General features: G+C 37.4%; 16 protein-coding genes. 2 read left to right on the top strand and 14 right to left on the bottom strand.

What is annotated here, in order from left to right:
• The first annotated feature begins 37 nt into the window (after positions 1-37).
• Together ABDJ41_RS22890 and ABDJ41_RS22885 are read left to right on the top strand one after the other, a co-directional pair.
• Positions 38-1,204, top strand: coding sequence for a hypothetical protein (locus ABDJ41_RS22890; RefSeq protein WP_349788485.1), 1,167 nt, complete (start codon positions 38-40; stop codon positions 1,202-1,204).
• A 26-nt stretch (positions 1,205-1,230) separates the two neighbouring features.
• Positions 1,231-1,470, top strand: a complete 240-nt coding sequence (locus ABDJ41_RS22885; protein ID WP_349788484.1) for a hypothetical protein — start codon at positions 1,231-1,233, stop codon at positions 1,468-1,470.
• 929 nt (positions 1,471-2,399) lie between these two features.
• On the opposite strand, the gene ABDJ41_RS22880 is transcribed toward ABDJ41_RS22885, so the two are convergent.
• The 14 genes from ABDJ41_RS22880 to ABDJ41_RS22815 form a co-directional block, all read right to left on the bottom strand.
• A complete protein-coding gene (locus tag ABDJ41_RS22880) occupies positions 2,400-3,467 on the bottom strand; it encodes a glycoside hydrolase family 20 protein (protein WP_349788483.1) in 1,068 nt (355 codons plus the stop codon).
• 6 nt (positions 3,468-3,473) lie between these two features.
• Positions 3,474-5,111: a right-handed parallel beta-helix repeat-containing protein gene (locus tag ABDJ41_RS22875; protein ID WP_349788482.1), complete on the bottom strand. Its 1,638-nt coding sequence runs from the start codon at positions 5,109-5,111 to the stop codon at positions 3,474-3,476.
• A 44-nt stretch (positions 5,112-5,155) separates the two neighbouring features.
• Positions 5,156-6,373: a DUF5000 domain-containing lipoprotein gene (locus ABDJ41_RS22870; RefSeq protein WP_349788481.1), complete on the bottom strand. Its 1,218-nt coding sequence runs from the start codon at positions 6,371-6,373 to the stop codon at positions 5,156-5,158.
• 43 nt (positions 6,374-6,416) lie between these two features.
• Positions 6,417-8,048: a right-handed parallel beta-helix repeat-containing protein gene (locus tag ABDJ41_RS22865; protein ID WP_349788480.1), complete on the bottom strand. Its 1,632-nt coding sequence runs from the start codon at positions 8,046-8,048 to the stop codon at positions 6,417-6,419.
• A 46-nt stretch (positions 8,049-8,094) separates the two neighbouring features.
• Positions 8,095-9,945: a RagB/SusD family nutrient uptake outer membrane protein gene (locus tag ABDJ41_RS22860; protein ID WP_349788479.1), complete on the bottom strand. Its 1,851-nt coding sequence runs from the start codon at positions 9,943-9,945 to the stop codon at positions 8,095-8,097.
• A gap of 11 nt (positions 9,946-9,956) precedes the next feature.
• Positions 9,957-13,112, bottom strand: coding sequence for a SusC/RagA family TonB-linked outer membrane protein (locus ABDJ41_RS22855; RefSeq protein ID WP_349788478.1), 3,156 nt, complete (start codon positions 13,110-13,112; stop codon positions 9,957-9,959).
• Between the two features lie 274 nt (positions 13,113-13,386).
• Positions 13,387-14,277 (bottom strand): 3-hydroxyacyl-CoA dehydrogenase family protein, encoded by an 891-nt coding sequence (locus ABDJ41_RS22850; protein ID WP_349788477.1) that lies wholly within the window; start codon positions 14,275-14,277, stop codon positions 13,387-13,389.
• A gap of 31 nt (positions 14,278-14,308) precedes the next feature.
• The gene (locus ABDJ41_RS22845) at positions 14,309-15,424 is read right to left on the bottom strand and encodes a D-TA family PLP-dependent enzyme (RefSeq protein WP_349788476.1); all 1,116 of its coding nucleotides are present in this window, start codon (positions 15,422-15,424) and stop codon (positions 14,309-14,311) included.
• A 9-nt stretch (positions 15,425-15,433) separates the two neighbouring features.
• Complete coding sequence (locus ABDJ41_RS22840; protein WP_349788475.1) at positions 15,434-16,285, bottom strand: fumarylacetoacetate hydrolase family protein; 852 nt, start codon at positions 16,283-16,285, stop codon at positions 15,434-15,436.
• Between the two features lie 23 nt (positions 16,286-16,308).
• Positions 16,309-17,667 carry a neutral/alkaline non-lysosomal ceramidase N-terminal domain-containing protein gene (locus tag ABDJ41_RS22835; protein WP_349788473.1) on the bottom strand — a complete coding sequence of 453 codons (1,359 nt, stop codon included), beginning with the start codon at positions 17,665-17,667 and terminating at the stop codon, positions 16,309-16,311.
• 20 nt (positions 17,668-17,687) lie between these two features.
• A complete protein-coding gene (locus tag ABDJ41_RS22830) occupies positions 17,688-18,770 on the bottom strand; it encodes a dipeptidase (RefSeq protein WP_349788472.1) in 1,083 nt (360 codons plus the stop codon).
• Between the two features lie 9 nt (positions 18,771-18,779).
• The gene (locus tag ABDJ41_RS22825) at positions 18,780-19,697 is read right to left on the bottom strand and encodes a 3-hydroxyacyl-CoA dehydrogenase family protein (RefSeq protein ID WP_349788471.1); all 918 of its coding nucleotides are present in this window, start codon (positions 19,695-19,697) and stop codon (positions 18,780-18,782) included.
• Between the two features lie 15 nt (positions 19,698-19,712).
• Complete coding sequence (locus ABDJ41_RS22820) at positions 19,713-21,023, bottom strand: aspartate aminotransferase family protein (protein ID WP_349788470.1); 1,311 nt, start codon at positions 21,021-21,023, stop codon at positions 19,713-19,715.
• Between the two features lie 26 nt (positions 21,024-21,049).
• Positions 21,050-22,303 (bottom strand): sugar MFS transporter, encoded by a 1,254-nt coding sequence (locus ABDJ41_RS22815; protein ID WP_349788469.1) that lies wholly within the window; start codon positions 22,301-22,303, stop codon positions 21,050-21,052.
• Positions 22,304-22,311: the final 8 nt, after the last annotated feature.

Here is a 22,311-nt window from a genome sequence, read left to right as displayed (position 1 = left end):
ATAAAAATTAACACTTGTTTTTCTTTAGATTTGAACTATGAAAATTAGAAGAACGCTCTTTGTACTGATTTTAATTATTATCTGCGGAGCCAAAGCATCAGCTCAAAACACTTTAGACTTACTTTTCAATCTATCCAGTTGTACCGAAATGCCTTGCGACATGACTAAAGTAGAAGAGTGGATTAAGAAATCTATCAGCCCTTTATACATTGCGAATTTGCAGTATAGTACATCAACTTATGGAGATAACAACTTTCTGAGTTTTTCTCTTCGTGGAAGAAATCCTGTTCTGGTGCCGCTTGATGGCACTAATGGAATGCAGCTAAACTTTGCAACACTTCCGCCACCAAGCGCACGTTCTCAAAAAATCAGTGTACTGTTCACGCAGCAAATAAGATCTTATCTCGGCAAAGTGCGCTACGATGAACTTCCACAGACAAACGAAGACTTTTTCTATATAGCTTATAAAATGCTCAAACTATCACCGGGTCAAATGATAGCCAATACACTAAATTATGAAATCGAGTCAGACGGATCAATTGAAAAACTGAAGATCTTTAATGAAATGGTGAACAAAAAGATGAAAACCAACATTATAGTTCCTGAAAAGGCATATGCAGATATCAACCAATATCTTAAATACTACATTCAGACATTCGGTTTAAAACGCATTAACCCCATATACAAAACGTTCATTGAACAAAAGGATTCTGTAAAAACCATGGAAAAAATTGAACGTTTCTATGCAGTCACCAGGTTTTTTCAGGGTGGTATGAAAGCCAAAATAGATGATCACTTTAACCCTCGCTTCAACCTGAGTCTGGACTCGACTGCAACCATTGATTTTCCTGTAGCTATACTCAAACCTTTAAATAAATCTGATTCAATTGCCCGTTTTAAATTCCAATATCTCGAAGCAAAAATGGATTATAGGAAAAAGAACTTTGTCTTGGTTTTTAAAGGTAAATGGTCATCACCAGTTACCATACAAGCGATAAAACAATACAGCTATAATCATAAAACTAATGTACCAATCCTGATTAAGCCTGTAAAGCTACCATCCTCAGGTCTTGATTTTGATAAAATTATTATTACGCTTACCCAAAATGATGTAACAGTAGACGGCAGTACAGTAGATGAGTATAAATATCAGCTAACGAAAGAAAAATGGCCCAAAGCCTCATCAGCCACAAAAAAAAACTAACAAATTGCGAATCACCAAGACCTAAAATGAAAGATATCACTAATATTCTAAATTACGAAGTGCACTGGAGAGATGTATCTAAATCAGGATTTATTGGCGAATTATTTTTCGTTGTTAAAAATAGCTTTGGCGGAAGTTTAAATACACCAGTAGGGCATTTAATCGGTTTTATTGAACCAGCAAGTGAATTCTCTGCTTCGTATTGGAAAATATTACTGACAATCAGGGATGAGGTTAGATATAATGAGCATAAAAACACGGAGTAATTTGAGATCTTTCGTTAGGAATTGCTCAGCAACAACCGTAATAAGCTTTGGAACAAAAGTGTTACTTTACTACAAAGTTGGTGGATTCCACCCAAACGACGCGAAAAAACAATATAGAATTCCGAAAGCAATCATTTCAAAATGCTTTAACAAGAGATTATTTTGAATTTCAGATTTCAAACACAGATATTTAGCCATGTTTTGACAAGGAAGAACTATGTTATAACTGATCTGCAAGATAAATCCTTAAAAAGAATAATACCAATTAGAAAACACAACAGGCTTTTAAACTACTAAAAAATGGGTTTTAAATGCCTTAAACCCATACAGGCTCATACCATACTCATATGAGACTCATACAAGACTCATACAAATCATAATCCTCACCTAGATTAACAACTTAATTATCAGACAATTACACTCCCACCTCTAATAATTCCATCAATCGAATATAGTAAACTTATAATATGCTATATATTGTTCGACAAAAGAAGAATAATGTATTACCTGTGGATATGAGATTTAAAGTTGCTTAACTTAGCTCTTAATCTTTATAAAATGGATATCAAATTATTTGAAAGCAAGCAGATCCGCTCAGTTTGGAGTGAGGCTGAAAAGAAGTGATATTTTGTAGTTGAGGATGTAATAGCCATCCTTACAAACAGCAAAGATCCAAAGCAATACATTAAACGTATGAGGCAACGGGATAAAGAACTTGCCAAAGGGTGGGTACAATTTGTACCCACCCTTGCCGTCTAAACTTTAGGCGGCAAGCAAAAAATGGGATGTTCAGACTCAAAAGGCTTATTACGAATTATCCAATCAGTTCCCTCGACTAAAGCTGAACCATTTAAGTAATGGCTTGCACAGATTGGCTCTGACAGACTAGATGAGATAGAAAACCGCTTATAATCTGTATTCTCATTAGTTTAATAAAATTTTCTTTTTGCTGCCCCTATGAGTTCGATAGACTTCAAGATATCTTTTCGATGATCTTCAATCGTTGGCCTCCAATTGGTCTGCATAAATCCTAACAGCTGCTTTGTATTCAAATTATCTTTACAGAACTCGACCGTATTATTTATACCCAATGGCGAAGTCATTGTATTGAGATCACTTTGGTAATAGCCACTTGTGGGAATCTGATCAAACCCTGCATCAGCCAACTTAAGATATGCCTGCACCTGAAAATTGGATGTATCTTTAAAGTCTTCTTTATAATACCAGTTGCTTTGCACCACATTTTTCGGCATTTTCTTTAAAAATTCTCCTTCATGTTTCCAAAAATAATCAGACCAGATCCACGCACGAGCTCCACCTCTTTCCACTTCGTTCACTAAAAAGAGTAAATCCTTCCACCAAAGATCATTTTGTCGAACTACAGCATAATCATATCTGGTTTGATGCCCATAAACCTCTTCATCAAATCCCAAATGAAAAAAACGAGGTCTATCAAACAAATCAATAACTTCAGCAATCAACCGCTTACATGCTTCATAATAAACAGGAGTAGACAACATCCGTCCATATAAACCAAACCAGGTATCATGACTAGCGGAAAAGTTGAATTTAGGAATGGGCTCCAATCCTAGGCTACGGATATAATCGAGTTCCGACTTTAGTTTCGAAATGCTCCATGCATTTCCTACAGCGATTTCGCCGCAGCTATTCAACTTAACTCCATCACCAACATCAATTAAGACCATGTTTAATCCCTGATTCTTCATAGTCATCAATATATCTCTCCACATAGGATCACTGAATCTCAATTTAGACTCAAAACCTCTCCAGTGTAAATTAATGTTGCTATCACCTACAAATCGATTATGGTCTTCCCACATGTTAAAGCTTAAATGTATCAATGCCGCCCAAATCTTTTGCTTATTTACATTGTCTATTCTTTTCTCCTGAATTACAGATGCTTTCACAAAATCCCCTCCGATCGCACTAAGGGTACCTGCAGCTAAAAACTGCTTAACAAAATCTCTTCTTTCCATATATCATTAAAAAATTGAATTGAGTCCCCCTGTTTCATCTATAGCACCAGCAGTTACGTAAGACCCTGGTTCAAAAGTATTTCCAAACACCTGATTACCCTGCGTTGAACTACTTAACCTTATCACATATTTTGGTTTATTGGCATAGCTAGAAGTTCTAGCTATATTACTCTGAAATACATTCCGCTTTGAAGCTCCCTCCAGATTAAACTGACTATAATTATTATTTATCAAAAAACAATTATTTAACAATTCATTATTCTTAAACTCATTATCGTGACTACTTGTAAAATAAAAGGGTGTCTTCCGATTATTTGAGATAATATTGCCTTCAAACAACGAAAAGTGAGTATTTCCCAGAAAACAACCATATTCTAAAAAATCTGAAATACTACCATTTAAAAACCGTAAATAGTTCACCCCTGAAGTACGTAAACCATCTTTACCACCAATCAAATCAACATTATCAAATAACAACGTATCCGAATTGTTCAATAAAATACCTGAAGCTGTACTTAACTTAGCCTTTAGCGAAGTATTTTTGACAAGGAGTTGCCCCACATTAACCACATTCATTCCGACACTGAAAGAATCTAACTCAGCACCTACCAGTGTAATATCTCTACTGTTCTGAAAGCGTATTGCAGTCATTGGAGACTGATAAATCTTCACATTTGAAGCACTGATATCATACGATCCATCAAAAACTCTAAAACCTTCACTTGCCGATTGCGAGATGGTTACATCTTTTATTTCTACATCACGTACTCCTTGATACCTTAACGATAGACCAATAGGATTATTAGTCATTTGACAGTTTTCAATCGAAATATCCGTTACAGGACCAAAATTGCCATACATGTGTAAACCTAAACCATTATTGTTTCTAAAAGCACAATTGACAATCCGTACCCCCGATATACTATCACCTGCATTGGGTTCCAGATCTATACCTGATTCTGGAGCTACTCCATTAGTATTATTAAACTCCGAATTAGTGACCAATAATTCTTTAGCATTAATTACCGACATGCCTTGTCTACGATTATTGTCTGCAAAAATACTATCCAAGGTCACATGGGTTGCTCCTCCTGCAATATAAATCCCATCTCCCCAGCATTCTTTTACGGTTAGGTTATTAAGGTTAATCCAAGTCGAGTTCCTAATTTCTATTCCCATACCCCACTCCCCAAAAGTCCCTATATGAGTCAAACGATCACCAACTATCTTACCTCCGGAAATCGAAACATTCCTGACATTATGAATCTTAACTATAGCATAGGCACCACTGCCATTGGATATAGCCTTCAATATAGCATTATTACCCAATCTCAAAGCAATACTATCCCGCAATACCAGACCTGCCTGGCCTGTCGCCGAAGTAGCACTGATCATATAAGTCCCATCAGGAATGAACACATGATATATACTATTAGATTTCGCATAATCAATAGCTTTCTGAATCATATCATGATCATTTATAGATGAGTCTCTAAAATCCAAAACATTCACCTCATTATTAACTGCTGACAACTCCTCGAAAGATATATTTTGAATATCCGCTTTTCTGCAGGAAGTTGTAAAACATACGACATTCATTAAACAGATAAGCCTCACGAATAGGACTACATTAATAATTCTCATTACATTATATTTTTGGTTAAACTCCCGTTTTTATTTAAGCATTTCTATTCTACCTGTACACCGTACAATGTAATTTCGGACAACCGGATACTAGTCGACTGCCCTTGACCTAGTGTCCAGGTATCTAGAACCTTAAAACGCAAATAGCGATAAACAGGACTAAACAACGGAAAGTCATATAGTTCCCCTGCCTGTAGATAAGCCAAATCACTTGCCGTCTTAGGTCCTCCCGATGGCATTTGTGAGGTACAAGTTACCAGCTTGGTCCACGTATTCCAACCGCCATCCGCACCAGGATTATTACTTCCCCAAACCTCAATCGTCTTCGGGTTGTATTGCGTATAGACATTCGGCAAGAAATTGCTATGCTGGTAGATTTTAATGGCAGACAATGCTAAATTTTGATTTACCCCCAGGTCGATGGTAAACGAGTGTGGCAAAGGAAGATTTTTATTCTCAAAACGAGGGGCAGTCAACATATCAAAGTTTTTATCCCATAAATTCGCTAACCCAAATGTGTTTGAGCTAGGCTCCCAGTTATCGCCAATAAACTGCCCAAGCTTCCATCCCCCCTTATTTACTTCTACTTCAACCAGCGCTATAACATCTCCATTTTTAGCCGTCGATTTTTCGACACTTTCTTTTTCGGTATATTTCACATATACACGATACTCCATATCGACAAAACTCTTCAGCAAAAACAACTTTTGGATTTCTTCTGTATCAAAACGTGCATACTCTTTCCATACATTATCTCCTCCCTTTATTTCGACTACAAAAGTTAAGGCCTTCTTATCCGGGTTTTCAAAATCAAAAGCTATTCCCTTGGGTATTCCCACAAAACTGATGGTCTCCAACACATCCTGCAGATATGATAAAGTCGGTGATAACAAAGGTTTTATATCTACAAAAACACTTTCCGACCTCACTCCACTATAACTGATTGTATACAATTCCAATGCTCTCTTTGTACTGCTCAGTCCTGTGAGCACAAAACTACTCCCGAACTTTTTAATATCAAACCTTTTGATTTCCTTACCTCCTTCATCCGTAAGATACTCTGCAGACACAAGCATTACATTTTTATCCGCAAACTGATTATAATACACTTCTATACCTCCTGGGATATTCTTAACCGAAACATTGGACAAAGCGGTAGGTACTACCATTAAATCTTCCTGTGCCATTTCGTCCTTACATCCCCAGAAGAGTACAGTTAACGATGTGATGATAACCATTACAGTTCTATTAATTAATTTCATAGTTAACGTCTTTAAATTAAAATAAATCTTGTTTATTCAACTTTTAGTTTGTTTGGTTTGCGCCATTTGTATCATCTTGAACAGGACTTGTAAAGTAGGCTCCCGTACTAAATGTATTACTTGTAGCGACTATATTCCCCGTTGTTCCCACACTCATTCTTACAACATGCTTTGGCTTATTTGCAAGGGTCGAGGCTAAAGCCTTATTCAAGGCTATACTGTTTCTACTAGAAGACCCTGTTATAGTAACCTGCGCGTAAAGATTATGTGCCTGATAACAATTATCCGTGAAGGAATTGTTCTTAATACTATTTCCGTTACTATTAACCAGCTGGACAGGAGTCATCGCAATCTTGCTAAAAGAATTATTCTCCATAAATGAGTCATGCGTATTAGAAAGGTTCATGCCATAATCAGACTGTTCACCGACTATTGAATTAGTGAATTTAAAGTTGGTATTAGAAGTACTATTAACTGCAGCTTTACCTCCTTGAATTGCGAAATCGTCAAATTCGATCGACTGAGAATCCTTTACGTCTACAGCCAAAGAAATTGTCGTACCATTTGTCAATCTAACATTCTTACTCTTCAGGATTTTTGTCTTACTTACCAAAAAACCAGTTTGAAAAACATCTACAGTGACATCGTTCAATTCAATATTTTCAGCATTCTCAACTCGTATTCCTATCTTCTCTGAATCTTTAACAATGACTTTATTCGCTATTACTGAATGTGCTCCATCGAAAATGCGCAATCCTTCTGTTGCACTATTCTTAATAGTTACATTTTTAATGTCAACTGAACTGATTCCAGCATATCTAAGAGACAAGCCTATGGGATTGCCTTCCATCACACAATCTTCAACCTTAACCCCAGTGACAGGTCCGAACTTGCCATACATATGCAACCCCAAACCACTGTTATTCTCGAAGCGGCATTTCATAATTTGAATATTTGAAGCCTTGTCATTTTCATTGGGTTCCAAGTCTATACCGGCTGCTGGAGCTGCTCCGTTTGTATTTTTGAAAGTTGAATTCTGAATGATCAGTCCATCGCAATTAATCACCGAAATCCCCTGTCTTCTATTGTTATCACACACAATATTATCGACAAGCAGATTCTTAGACTCTTGCCCGATATAAATGCCATCACCCCAACAGTCACTAATACGAATATCCTTAATAACGACTCCAATTCCCCTTCGTATATCTATTCCCATTCCCCATTCCCCGCTAGTACCAACGTGCTCTTGCCTTTCTCCTATTATTGTCCCCCCTTCGATAGAAACATTCGAAACGTTATGAATCCGCACTATACTATAATTTCCAGCATTGTTGGGGATAGCCCGCAACTTTGCCCCCGATGATAATCTCAATTTAATATTATCCCTAAGCAGCAGTCCCGGCTGTCCTGTTATTGCAGCTGCACTGATCATATACTCACCATCGGGAATATAAACTTTATAGATACGTTGTGCGCTGGCATAGTCGATAGCCTTCTGAATCATCTCATGATCATTCTTCGAGGAACCTTTAAATATTGTCACATTTACCTCTTCCTGCGTCCCTACACCTGGCTTAACATCTAAATCTGTCTCAGAAGATTTGCCACATGCTGTGGCCTTCAATAACAATAGCATACCTAAAAAAAACATACTGTTTCTAATGATTCTCATATATTATGTCTAAAACTTTAAAATAAAAAACTGAAAGCCTCCACTATCAGTAGCCTGGGTTCTGAACCAACTTCCTACTAATCTGAACTTCATCCTGTGGTAGAGGAAAGAGATAGCCTCTCTTTTCAAAAACTCTTTTCTGAATGACTTTTCTTGTATAAAACCCATCTAAAGTTGACGCAAACATATCCATCCCATAAAAGTCACCACCAAGCCCCCCTTTATCTGGTGCATTTTGAGCTATCATCCACCGTTTTACATCGAAATAGCGTTGTCCCTCAGTTGCTAACTCAATTCGCATTTCTTGACGGATAGCTTCCCGCTGCAATTGTTGGTTACCGATAATATTGGCTTTAATTTGCATCAATAGAGGTATCCCTGCTCTTTCCCGCACCTTGTCTACATATTGAATTATCCGTATATCAGAAGGATCGACTTCATTAAGGGCCTCCGCATACAACAGATAAAACTCCGCTAACCGATGTATTATGACTGGTCTATACTCTGTGCTAGGATGGGGAGATTGATGATATACTCTGCGGCTCACCCGTTTATAGATCAAGTGCCCCGAGAATGGAGTAATACCACTATTATCCGAATTCCCACCTCTATTAAACCAAATAGTCTCTCCCCCTACATGCCATTTTCTTCCATTATAGAATACTGTCTGATAAAAACGAGGTTCCCTATTGATAAACATCTTCTGTGTACCTACCGTCGTTCTCCCGGTAAGGTCGTCTCCTGCTACTGAATAGCCACTCTCAGTATACAAAGGTGATTCCGTAATGCTCAAGCCATCATTCATCTGAAAATCGTCTATAAGCTCTTGCAACACGCCACTCCCTCCCGTATTCACTGTACCACTTCTAGCCCCTCTCGGCAGCAGGTACCTGTCTATATTACCGACTACCCCCCCTACATTACTAATGACCTTATCATCATCGGAACGCGCAAAAATTGTTTCTTTGTTATACTTCATATGCAGCTCATATAGACTTTTATCAGGATCCAGTTGCCCTGCAGTATATTCCTTGTGCAACTCATAATGCCCTGAATTGGCGTAGTCTATAAATTCTTGTAGTGCCGCTAAAGCCCTATTCCATTTCTGTGAATTGTAATTAGGGAACAATTGCTTTCCCTCCTTATCACGTAGTGCTACCGCTTCGACATAACCTCCATTAAATAATGGTGAGGCGGCATAAACCAATAATCTTGCCCGCACTGCCAATGCCGTTCCTCTGGTAGGTACAGCAAGATAATCCGGTATCGAGATTTGTGGGTTATCTAATTTTGGCGCTACTTCCGTTAATTCACTGTAAATAAAATCCACCACTTCATCTACCGAATTCCGAGCAAAATCAATATTAGACGCTCCTGGATCTACAAGATTTTTGACTATAGGAATCGGTCCGTACAACTCAAAAAGCAAATAATGGTAATATGCTCTAAAGAACCTCGCTTGGTTCTTCAAACTTTCAACCTCTGATGCACTCATATAATCGGCACCACCCGAGAAAGGAATCTCCTGAGCTCTTTCGAGGAAAACATTTGCTTGGCGAATCAATTTGTACAGTTCCCATCTGCCTAAAACACCGTTATCCGTAGGATCGACATTTCTCGTATAAGGATATCGGTCCCGATGAATAGCGACAAGTTCATCAGACATATTCGTCCATGGATTGCCCAAACCATTAACAAGCGTTATCCAATGAAAATTCATTGTATTAGGAACCCCAGTATAAATAGTTCTGTGCCATCTTCTTACTTCTTGCGGATTAGAGAATATTTTTTCTAGAGTCTGCTCCTGTGCTAATTCTTCAGACACATTTAAAAAATCCTTCTTACAAGCTCCTAAGATGAGTACAAGCACAACAGCTATATTTAGTATAAATTTCATATTGACAATTTTTAAAATGTAAAATCAAGCCCTGCCGTCCATACACTTGGTATAGGGTATTGTGTCCCTGCTCCTTGGCTTCCTAACTCTGGATCGAACATCTTCACTTTATCCCACACAGCAATATTCTGTCCCATCACGTACAATCTCATTGATTTAATTTTTATTTTCTGCATTAGATCTGTAGTAAAATTATACCCTAGCTCTACGTTCTTTAAGCGGATAAATGCAGCATTACGATACCACCAAGTATTATTTGTAGGGTTCGTATTCGACCGGTCATTATAACTCAATCGAGGATAAAAAACATTTTGAGAAGGGTTTTCTTCCGTCCATCTGCTTTCTACAATTTCTTTACGCACGCTAGATCGTGTTAAGCCATCAGCAAAAGGCTGGAAGAAAACTGGTTGATTATTTAAATTCAGCGATACATTCCCTGCGCCTTGGAAAAAGACATTAACGTAAAAACCTTTATAATCAACATTGGCTCCAAAGCCGTAGATGATTTCAGGCACTGTCGGATTTACATAATCGCGTACTACATCAAGATTCATATCCACTATGCCATCTCCATTTTGATCTACATATTTAATATCTCCAGGTTTCGGATTAGGATGCATAGAAAAAGGTGCTATACCATCCCTCAGGGTATAAGCTTTACTTCCATTTTGATCCATTGAGATATTAAAATCATCCTCTCTAAATAATCGTTCAGCAACCAATCCGGGTAACGAGTTCAGCCTCGTTCCAGTTCTTACCATCCATGGATAAGGTTGTGGCACCTCATCCATTTCTAAAATCTTATTTCGGGCATAAGTAAAGTTTCCTCTAAGTGCAATACCCACATTCCCAAACTGCTGCTTTACATTCAGGCTACCATCTATCCCTTTATTATTGACCACTCCATAATTCTGCCAAGGAGTCTCTCTAAAACCAGCTGCACCGGCCACGGTATTCCTTTGCATCAATATATTACTCCGCTTATTGTCAAAATAATCTGCTTGTATATTGATTTTACCATTGAATAATAGCATATCTATGCCATAATTTGTTTTCCTTTCGATTTCCCAAGAAAGGTAAGGCGCTTCGAATCGACCTTCAATCAATCCCGAAATACTATTCAATGCTCCTGTATTGCCTATTCCCCAACTATAGCCAGTACCACTTCCGAAAGTAGGACGGTACATAAATCTTTCCCCTCCCGTATTATCATTTCCTGTTTTACCTACTGAGGCTCTAAATTTGAGACTAGAAAGTACATTCTTTAGTTCTTCCGGAAAAAAAGGCTCATTAGTAACACTCCAAGCTAAACCCAACGCAGGAAAGAATCCAAACCGATAACCTTCTGCAAACTGCTCACTTCCAGTAAAACTAAAATTTCCTTCTACAAAATAACGGCGGTCAAAACTATAAGCAGCGCGCCCTATATAGGCCTGTTTCCTATAAGCCAACGCATTATCACTAAGCTGCCTATCCTTTTGATAATACAAAGCCATACCACCCACTGTATGTGCTCCAAAAGTCTGATCATAGTTTATAGCTGCTTCCAAATAGATATTCTTATCTCCAGTATTGGTTGTAATTGAGTTTCCGAGTGGCGTTTCGTTCTGCACTTTAGTATATATGAGTCCACCGTCTGGATTTCTACCTTCAGCGTAATAGGCTGCTGGTATTTTAGATCTACTCATATTATATTGAGAATTAGAATCAAAACTAGCTGCTCCGCGAAATTTTAACCCTGGAACAATAAAATTCAGTTTTTGATCCAGACTTACTTTCGATTGAATGCCAAACCTCCATTCTTTTCTATAACCCGATTCAACCAACAAATTATACGGGTTCACAAACGTTCCACTTAACGAGGCCAATGTACCATCCGAGTACTTGTGTGGGATTAAATATGGAGGTACTTGCGTAAACCATCGAATCAGATCATACGTTGTTGATCTAGGATAGTTTGTCAATAGATATTGTCCTGATAGATCAACACTTAACAATGTTGTTTTTGATATATCGATATCAATATTACTACGAAGATTATACCGTCTCAGCCCTGCATTATTATTATATTCATCGCTATTGACATACAGCCCGGTCTCTCCAAAGTAAGCTCCCGACACAAAGTATCTTACCCGCTCGCTGCCTCCTCTAAAGTTAAGAGTATGACGGTTATTATATGTATGATCTTTCATTAAGACGTCCCACCAGTTGGTATTGGGATATAAGTCACGGTCCTCACCTGATAAGTATTTTTGCAAGACTGCCGCATCAAATTCTTCCGGTTCTCCATCGTTTCGACGCATTTCATTCCATAAGGAGAGAAAATCATAAGATCCCCCAAACTGTGGTATACGGGTTGGCGAAGATTGACTTACCTCTCCACGGTAAGAAATAGACGGTTTTTGGATCCTTCCACGTTTGGATGTTATCAATATAACGCCATTTGCCCCTTCAGAACCATACACTGATGTCGCAGCTGCATCTTTCAATAAAGTAAATGTTTCAATTTCATCCGGTTCTATATCATTCATCTGTCTGGGCACACCGTCTACCAGTATCAGCGGATTGGTTCCTCCAGCAAAAGAACTTACTCCCCGGATCCAAAATTCAGAATTATCATACCCTGGCTCCCCCGAACGTTGAACTGCTATTAAGCCAGGCAACTGTCCTGCCAGGTTATTTGAAAGACTACGATTAGGCATACGGAGTTCCTCACCTTTAATGGTAGCCACCGAGGCAACAACACTCTCCTTTTTTTGTTTGCCAAAACCCACCACAACAACCTCATCCAAACCAGCATTGTCCAAAATCATTGAGACATCCACAACCGTCCTTCTTGCAATTCCTATCTTCTGGGTTAAATATCCTACCGAAGAAAAGACCAGCGTATCTAAACCAGAGGGTATATCAATCTTATACTTACCGTCAGCCCCGGACGCGGCACTTACGTTTGCCCCCTTTACAGATACTGTTATTCCCGGCAAAACCCCTCGGTTGGCATCTGTGATCGTTCCCGTAATGGTCCTACTCTGTCTACTTAGTATTTTCTCCGTTTCCATTGGTGATATAGCATATTTACTATCCTTGGCGATAGTGGAATATGGAGCAATAAAAAGTAAAACAAATGACCATAACACAGTGAAAAAACTTAGTCTTATTATCATCATTCTTAAAAAGGTTAAAATTTATCAAGTGGTTTAATTCATATCAAAAATAAGATAGACATAAAATAGATTGTGGTATTATTCTATACAATGCTGATATAATTTTTCTAATGTAGTGACTGCTGCATCATTCCAACAGCTGCGACAGTTTTGTAATAGGAGAGAATTGTCTATTGCTTTAGTACCGCAGTACAATTTCCCACTGCCCGACCACAGCACCTTTCTTTATCACCTAACAGAGATATTTAGCTTCACTTTAATCGTAATCAATTGTTGTTTATGATTTCTTAATATCCAAAACGCTTTTTAATAATTTCCGCTGTTTTAATATTTCTTGGTTTGAAATATTGCATTCGTAATTAAAAAAGCCTTCTCCGGTTTTAACTCCAATTTTATTATGGGCTACTTTTTCTGCTATAATATCCGGAACCGTAATGCTGTTATCTAAAAAAGGCAATAGGTTATTTAATACCTTGGCCCAAATATCAAGTCCTCCGTAATCGGTAATTTCAAAGGGGCCATTTAATGCCCAACGTAAACCAATACTTTCTTTTACAACAGTATCTATACTTGCGGCATCGGCGACTCCTTCTTTCAATAAATAACAAGCCTCACGCAATAATGCCGACTGGAGCCTATTGGCTATAAAGCCCTTTATATCTTTCTGAAGTACAACAGGTACTTTTCCGCAATGGCTTAAAAAATCTTTTACATTTTCAACTATTCCTTCTTCTGTATCATCTTGCTTTACAATTTCCACAAGCGGAACTAAATCGGCAGGATTAAAGAAATGAACAATCAGCATCCTATTTTTAAAAGATTGACCTTTTGATAAGACTAATAAAGGATATGTTGAAGTATTAGAGGCTACAATTACATTGCTTTTTAAATAAGGCGTAATCTCCTGGTAGAGATTTTTCTTGATTTCTAAATTTTCGGGTGCAGATTCTATAATTAAATCGGCATTAGAAACCGCCTCTTTTAAGTCGGTTGTGAACGTTACTTTCGAGTGTTCAGTTAACTCACTTTTTGCTAAGCCCAGAGCTTCTTCAAAAGGATCGTACAATATGGTATAAATTCCTTTCTCTGAAAAAAAAGACGCAATAGAACGTCCCATTTTTCCGCTACCTAATATGGTAATTATGCTTATTTCTGTTAGTTTACACATATTTATGCTGACAAAAAATTAAAAACATTCGTCATACAGAAACACTTCTATTTCTAGCTACAATCTTCCAGGATTCTACAAAACTCCCTTGATCTACTACAATCGCTTTTTCGTATAAAGCTATTGTTGGGCATATATGACCAGGCAAAGCATAAAGCAGATCGCCAATTTTTAAATTGCTATCAATAGGTTTCTCTATTACCATATGTTCTTCGCTATGGCTTATAGGTTTTGCTTCCGGATGGTTTAAAAAGTGAACCCGTCTATTCAAAAGATTTTCAGACGCAATAGATTTATAACCTAAATCTATGCACACTTTATTTTCTGAAACAATAGACACCACCCTGCAAAGTATAATTGCTGCTGGTAAAAATTTCTGTTCTTCATAATCGTCTCCATACCCCTTATCCCAAAAAACAAATGTTCCGGGGCTACATTCTCTTTTGTCCTTTTGCGAGTGAAAGGGAAAAGTAGGTATTCCCCCAGCTACTAAAGCTATATCATTCCCTTCCAACCGTAACTTAGCTATAAGTTCATCTGTTGCTTTAAAGGCGTTGCTCCATTTTGCTTTCCGCTTCACCAAATCTTTCTCGTAAATATGACCGTCATAAGCATGAAACCCTATTAAATTAACTCCTTTTAAAGTTTTGATATCATAGTATAAATCATATGCGGCTTCTGGCTTTATGCCAGTTCTATCCATACCTACGTTCAGATCCATGTAAACGGAAAGACTAATATTGTTAGTTCTGGCGGCTTCGGAAATGAAATTGGCTGTAGCCTTATTATCTACTAAGCAAGAAAATGAGGTTGCCTGGTACTTCTTAATTAAGTTTATAAACCTTATCAACTTCACCTTAGTGGGCTGATAGGCCAACAAAACATCTTTTGCTCCGCACATGCCAAGCATTTCTGCTTCGGCTATGGTTGCACATTTAAATCTATTTATTCCTTCTCCTATTAATAGATTGGTAACTTCTGTTGTTTTATGAGTTTTTACATGAGGCCTTAATCTATTAACATCGTTAATCATTGTCTTTATTTGAAGGATATTATGAACAACTCTGTCTTTATAAATAATTAAAGCAGGGCTATCTACCTCGTTAATGCCATTAAAGGAACACCAATCTTCTTTAAAGAAATCCATTTTAAACTGTTATTTGTAGGCTACGACCTTTTGTTTAGAAGATCCCAGACCTTCAATTCCCAATTCAACTTCATCTCCTGCTTTAAGGTATATTGGCGGATTAAACCCTAAACCTACCCCATGAGGTGTACCTGTAGATATGACATCTCCGGGATACAATGTCATAAACTGGCTTAAATAATGTACCAAAAATGGAACTTTGAAAATTAACTGACTGGTAGAACTATCCTGCATCATTTTTCCGTTAACCTTTAACCATAAATTGAGATTGTGAACATCAGCAATCTCTTCTTTTGTTGCCAAAAATGGCCCCAAAGGAGCAAAAGTATCACAGCTCTTGCCTTTTACCCACTGCCCTCCACGCTCTAACTGGAAAGACCTCTCACTATAATCGTTATGTAAAACATATCCAGCAATATAGTCATCAGCGTCTTTTTCTGCTACATAGCTAGCTTTTTTACCAATAACAACCGCTAACTCCACTTCCCAATCTGTTTTTTCGCTATGTTTCGGGATAATCAAATCATCATTAGGACCACATAGCGCTGAACTTGCTTTAAAAAACACAATGGGTTCTGCCGGAATTGGAGAACCTGCTTCTTTTGCATGGTCAGCATAGTTTAAGCCTATACAGATAATTTTAGAAGGACGTTTAATAATTGCTCCCAACCTACTTCCCGCAGTTATTTCTTTTAGTGAAGCTTTATTATCTTTAATATATTTTTTCAATCGGCTGATGCCATCTGTAGCGAAAAAATTTTCCGTATAATCTTCTCCAAAACCTGAAACATCTAAGTATTTCCCTCCTATAATTACGCCTGTTTTTTCTTGATCCAGATCTCCGTATCTAAATAATTTCATCTGTGTTATTTATAAATCTGTAATTAATTTATCAGCGCTTTCAATTCATTACTGATGATCTCTTCTGCATCTTCAGCTAAAAAGCTTGTTCTACATCTCCAGGTTTCATACCCTCCTTTTTCTATTTCATGTTTTGGAGGTACATAACCAACATATCCGTTTGCAATGGTAATGGTAAAGTAAGTTTTTGCTGACTTTGTTTTTTTGAGATTTAGCCCTGTTTCAGAAAAAAACTCTCCTCCTAAGGCTCCAATAGTACAATCTCCTATTTTTAAAACCTGGATCGGAAAGGCAATTTCGTCGGTATACTCACTTAATAATAACTGTTCGCGAGCATATATTTGCTTACGGGTATCATCATCTAAGGTTATAATAGTCTCGAATTTAGACCGCTCAACAATCTCTTCGTAATAAGGTAGTTCTTCTTTTTTAGGCTTTCTGGTTTTAACTGTAATATCTTTACAAATACCTGATAGCAATGGTGATATATCCCAAACTAAATCATGAACAACAGCTTCAATTTTAATTGCTAATTCATTTCCTATCAATTCGCTTTTCCTATGAAATTCTTTTGGATACCGCTCCGGGTTTTTAAAATCCCAGATATTTACATCACCACTGGTACCATTAGTCATGATACCTAAAAAATCATCCCCCGCATTAAGTTCGGTTTGCAATGCTTTGGCAAATTCGCCAAAATAATCAGATGTGATGGTACCGTCAGCCCAGTCGCCCACGTAATGAAGTGAGTAATTGGCTAAAAGACTAATCCATTCATCATCAACACTTTTTATAGCGATAAAAGAAAGCTCTGGATCTACTGGCGCAACACTTTTAATAATTTTATCCTCTGCTCCACCAGGATTCGTTTTAACCTTATCTGCTAAACCTGTAACCGGATTAATAGAGATGTAATCATCTTGCATTAAATACCTGCGACATAGCAAATGCTCTGGTGCTTGTACAGAACCGTATGCAAATTTTGCGTCTTTTGTATTTTCTTTAGCTAATTTAACTGCCTCTAATATATTTTTAGCAAGTTTATTGCGATAAACTAAATCTAATGATGCCAGTAACAGACCTGCAATAGAAGGCGAGCCGTGTGTATGTGTGCTAGAGATGATGATATTTTCTCTTAAAATACCTAAACTATCAGTGATCTGACTTTTAACCTGATCTACAAACTCCTTCTCCATCATGCAGATATCAACCACAACAAAAGCTATTACTTTTTCTGTATTTGACAGCACCAATGCTTTTGCAAATAAATGGCTATGAATTCTTTGTGCGTAATGATTTACAAAATCGCCGTTCATCACTGTGCCTAATACAGGGGTTACATTAACTTTGGCAACCCCGGCTTTTAAATTTTGTTTACTCATTTATTATTGCTTGATATTAATTACGACCATGCTTTGCGGATAAATCTTAACCAGTTTTTATAAAATATATTTTCGACATCTGCCAATGTATAACCTCTACGTATTAAAATATCTTGATATTTCTGTAAGTCGGCAATAGAATTCATGTCCCACGGACTTTGCTCGGTTCCAAAAATCCCATCCAAATCACTGCCTATTGCTATATGTTCTGTATTTCCTGCTATCTGACATATCTTATCCCAATGATCTACCAGATTTTCTAATCTGATGTCTAATTGCCAAGGATCCGAAACGGTATCGATAAACCTTATGTCCATTGCCCAACAATCTAACATTCCACCAATTACCGCTCCACGTTCTATTAGTCTTTTTATCTGGTTGTTATTTAACTGGCGTTGATTTGGAACAATATCCCTAACATTATGATGGCTTGCCCAAATGGGTCCGTTGTAAATTTCTAAAGTCTGTTCGAAACCTTCGTCTGTTAAATGGGTAACATCTAAAATCATATTCAGCTTATCCATTTCCTTTAGTAATTCTATTCCTAAAGGAGTGATTTCGCCTTGCATTTTTGTTCCTGGTGCATATCTTCCGGGTCCGAAATGAGATAAACCTACAGCTCTTAATCCGTAATCGTAAGCCCTATGCAAATAGGAAACATCGACCAATGAATCTGCCCCTTCTAAACTTAGAATATATCCTACAGGTTTTTTTTCATTAGCAATAGAAACATCATTCCATAAAGCTAAATGAGCATCTAAATCTTGCAGATTACAGATCTGCACCATTTCGCCCATTGCTTCCATCTCTTTATACCAAACCAACTGTGCCTGTGTCATTGCCCATGCTTGCTGGGGGGAATTCCAACCGGACAAAGAGCTGCCTAAAGGGGCAACTCTTGATAACTGTGTTGCTACCACCAAACCTATGCCTCCTTTTCTCAATTCTGGCAGACAAACCGTTCCCTTGCCCCTGTCTGGTTTATCTTTCATAAACATCTCCCTTTGTCTAATCTCTTCCAGGGGCCTGCTTAAATCTCTATTCCATTCAATGGCATTCATTGCGAGGTCAAGATGTGCATCTATAATAAATGGTATGTTCATTTTTACAAATTATAATGCTGGATATTTCTCTATAATCGCCTTAATTTCGTAACTAAACCTGCGGATACGTTTTTCTTGCTCTTCAGCCTGTTTTTTTGTTAAAGTATACATTCCAACCTGTTTTCCTTCTGCTTTTCTCTTTTCTAGAATGTCTTTAAAAAACCGTGGCAAAACTGTCTCGGCAGCCAATTCAGGATTAAGATCTTTCATTACCATTCCGTAAGCAAAAGTCCCCATCAGATCCATGTACCTAAAGTTTCCTGAAAATGGTAAATAATAGCCCGGATCATTCCTACAAGCCCTGTCAATATCTTCTATTGACGCGTAACCATTTTCTACAAGGTAAAATGCTTCTCGTACCATCGCTGTCATTATCTGCGAACGGATACCCAATTCGTCATAAATAACATAAGGATCTTTCTCCCAATATACTCTTGCATAACTATCTAACTCACTCACCCAACTATAATTAGTTTCGTTGTTGGTAACCAACTCTAAAAAATAGGTTGTATGGGCCGGATTAGACCAATTTCCGATAATGATGTTATCAGGAAATTTGCTCCCTTCCTGCAATTCTGTTAAACTTATGCTTTCTGAGTTTACTATTATTTTAAGAGAATTATACTTATTTTGAATGAGGTCAATAGCGGCGATTTTCTCGCTTTTGTCTTCATTTGTGTAAATCACAGCCAAATCAAATGCAGATTTGAGCGTCAACTCGTTAACAATCTGAAGATGATGGTTAAATTCTTTTTGAGTAAATTTCAGAATATCCTCAAAATGCTGATCAATTGTATGTCGGGCATTATTCACATCATCTGTAAAAAGTATAACTTCATGACCAGATTTTAATAAAGAAACTACCACGCTAAAAGCATCTTTATGATTGCTTGATACAAGTATTTTCGTGTATTTTGGCTCTTTCAATGGAATATTTTAAAGTTAACGATCTAATTTTTGAAGCACGTTCCTGACAACTTCAATAGTATAGTCTATTTCTTCTTCTGTGTGTACTGCACTGATGTACCACAAACCCCTACCTATAATTCTAATTCCTTCATCGTGCATGGCAGCAACAAATTTTGACAATTTAGCTTTATCGTAAGAGAATGTTTCCCTGTAATTATTAACTGATCCGAGATCGGTAAACCCTGTATTAAACATTGGCCCTAAGCCTTGCACTAATAAATTATGTCCGGTACCTTTTGCTGCTTTTCTTAAACCATCCATCAGTTTAAGACCTAAACGATACATTCTTTCATAAGGATTTTCTTTTTCCAAAACCTCAATAGTAGCCAATGCCGCCGCAATTGGAGCATTACTTGAGTTCATTGTTCCCGCATGGATTACCTTAGACTGAACGATTAATTCCATCCATTCTTTTTTACCTACCACAGCACTTATAGGATAACCACTACCCATCGCTTTTGCGAAGATTGAGATATCTGGAAGGATATTGAAATATTTCTGAGCACCATTAATAGAAACCCTAAAACCAGTAATTACTTCATCTAAAATAAAAGTGATATTAAACTCATCGCAAATTGTTCTAATACCTGCTAAAAAACCTTCATTAGGCAGAATACAACCGCTATTACACATGATTGGTTCGGTAATTATTGCAGCTATTTCTTCGTGCCTTTCTTTAACCACCTTCTTAAGTAAATCTAAATCATTCCAGGGAAGAATGATGAATTCGTCTTTAGAATGGCCTGGCAAACCTTCTGTCCAGGGAAAAACTTCCGGATTCTCTAAATCACCTAAAGCTGCTGCAGATGGTGCTGATATGCCCCAGCAAACATTATCCATCCATCCGTGGTAATGCCCCTCGAAGCGTAAGAATTTTTGTTTGCCTGTTTTTGCCCTCGACAATCTAAAAGCTGTTTGAATTGCTTCTGAACCATCTAAACAAAAGCGCATTAATTCTGCCGAAGGAATTAATCTTTGAATTGTCTCTGCCAGTTCTACTTCTTTAATATGTTGCCCGGCATATAACTGCCCTTGTTCGGAATATTCATTAATACTTTTTAAAACATGTGGATGCGAATGCCCTAAAATTAAAGGTCCCTGGCTTAAAGTAAAATCCAGATATTCGTTTCCATCAGCATCGTAAATTTTACTTCCTTTACCATGGGTATAAAACAAGGCATGCGGATGGTTATATTTTCTAAATTCAGATGAAACCCCTCCTGCTAATACCTTTTTAGATCTTTCTAAGAGTAATTGAGATTTACTATAGCTTGTAACTGACATATGTTTTGTTATATTTCTTATAAAATTTATGACCAATTTTTAATCTTGTATCCACGTAAAGCATAAAACAGAATAAACGTAAAGCACGGTATAAGAAGCAGGATCGCATTTTGGGGACGATGTTCATTAATATCCATTAATCCTCCGAAAATCATTGGAAAAATACCACCACCAACAACCGACATTAACAACATTGCCGAGCCTAATTTTGTAAACTTTCCTAAGCCTCGTAATGATAAACCCCAGATAGTCCCCCAAAAAACTGAAGCGCAGAAGCCTAATAAAACCACACACCCTACAGAAATTACACCTTCTGTGAAGTACGCTGAAATTGTAAAAAAAATCCCCCATAATGCTGACGACATTAGTGCTTTATTTTGAGAGAGAAACTTTGGAATTAAAACGGTACTTGCTATATATCCAGCGATCATTGCGTATAAGGTATACTGTGCAAAATACCGGGACTCGTTAAGTGAAATACCTAAAGATTTACTGTACAATATGATCCCATCAATAGGAATTACTTCGCAGGCACCAGCGCAAAAAAGAGCTAATACCCCCAAAACCAGATAAGGATAATTTACAATTTTATTTTTTACGGTTTCCCCTTCATAGGCAGTATGCGCTCTTTCTTCGTTTACTTCGGGTAAACCTGAGAAATAAATCATAACAGATAGCACCAACAAAACTATGGTTACTATAATATAAGGTAATACTATTTTTAAGGCGTAAGCATCTAATATTTGGTTTTTCTCATATTCTGGTACGGCTGTAATTTGTGCAATAACCTCATCTGCATTAAAAAGGAAAACAGAACCGAAAATTGCCAGACTGAGTAATCCCGCTATTTTGTTTGCCAGCCCCATAAACCCAATTCTTTGCGCATGACTTTCTATTGGGCCAATAATAGCTACATAAGGATTTGCCGCGGTTTGTAAAAGAGCCAGGCCAGAGCCTGTAATAAAAAGACCAAATAGAAAAAGCTCGTACGTTCTTGAATAGGCTGCCGGAATAAACAGCATAGTTCCCAACGCCATTACCAGTAATCCAAAAAACATCCCTTTCCGATAACCTGTATGCTTCAATATTTTGGCAGAAGGAATTGCCATTACAAAATAAGCTACATACGAAGAGAATGCTACCCAAGTAGATTGAAAATTACTAAGCTCCAGACAGATCTGAAAATAAGGAATCAAAATTCCATTTATCCAAGTCAGAAAACCAAACACAAAAAATAACGTCCCAATGATAAACATTGGATAGATGTAAGACCTACTCATTTTATTTA

The sequence above is a fragment of the Pedobacter sp. ASV1-7 genome, assembly GCF_040203335.1.
In the GTDB taxonomy this organism is placed as follows: Bacteria; Bacteroidota; Bacteroidia; order Sphingobacteriales; family Sphingobacteriaceae; genus Pedobacter.
This window is presented reverse-complemented; position numbering and strand designations above follow the sequence as displayed.

Excerpts from the sequence above, each read along its gene's own strand:
- ABDJ41_RS22850 (WP_349788477.1), bottom strand. The coding sequence starts at position 14,277 with ATGTGTAAACTAACAGAAATAAGCATAATTACCATATTAGGTAGCGGA.
- ABDJ41_RS22830 (WP_349788472.1), bottom strand. The coding sequence starts at position 18,770 with ATGAACATACCATTTATTATAGATGCACATCTTGACCTCGCAATGAAT.
- ABDJ41_RS22835 (WP_349788473.1), bottom strand. The coding sequence starts at position 17,667 with ATGAGTAAACAAAATTTAAAAGCCGGGGTTGCCAAAGTTAATGTAACC.
- ABDJ41_RS22890 (WP_349788485.1), top strand. The coding sequence starts at position 38 with ATGAAAATTAGAAGAACGCTCTTTGTACTGATTTTAATTATTATCTGC.
- ABDJ41_RS22855 (WP_349788478.1), bottom strand. The coding sequence starts at position 13,112 with ATGATGATAATAAGACTAAGTTTTTTCACTGTGTTATGGTCATTTGTT.
- ABDJ41_RS22815 (WP_349788469.1), bottom strand. The coding sequence starts at position 22,303 with ATGAGTAGGTCTTACATCTATCCAATGTTTATCATTGGGACGTTATTT.
- ABDJ41_RS22870 (WP_349788481.1), bottom strand. The coding sequence starts at position 6,373 with ATGAAATTAATTAATAGAACTGTAATGGTTATCATCACATCGTTAACT.
- ABDJ41_RS22885 (WP_349788484.1), top strand. The coding sequence starts at position 1,231 with ATGAAAGATATCACTAATATTCTAAATTACGAAGTGCACTGGAGAGAT.
- ABDJ41_RS22865 (WP_349788480.1), bottom strand. The coding sequence starts at position 8,048 with ATGAGAATCATTAGAAACAGTATGTTTTTTTTAGGTATGCTATTGTTA.
- ABDJ41_RS22880 (WP_349788483.1), bottom strand. The coding sequence starts at position 3,467 with ATGGAAAGAAGAGATTTTGTTAAGCAGTTTTTAGCTGCAGGTACCCTT.
- ABDJ41_RS22845 (WP_349788476.1), bottom strand. The coding sequence starts at position 15,424 with ATGGATTTCTTTAAAGAAGATTGGTGTTCCTTTAATGGCATTAACGAG.
- ABDJ41_RS22860 (WP_349788479.1), bottom strand. The coding sequence starts at position 9,945 with ATGAAATTTATACTAAATATAGCTGTTGTGCTTGTACTCATCTTAGGA.
- ABDJ41_RS22875 (WP_349788482.1), bottom strand. The coding sequence starts at position 5,111 with ATGAGAATTATTAATGTAGTCCTATTCGTGAGGCTTATCTGTTTAATG.
- ABDJ41_RS22820 (WP_349788470.1), bottom strand. The coding sequence starts at position 21,023 with ATGTCAGTTACAAGCTATAGTAAATCTCAATTACTCTTAGAAAGATCT.
- ABDJ41_RS22840 (WP_349788475.1), bottom strand. The coding sequence starts at position 16,285 with ATGAAATTATTTAGATACGGAGATCTGGATCAAGAAAAAACAGGCGTA.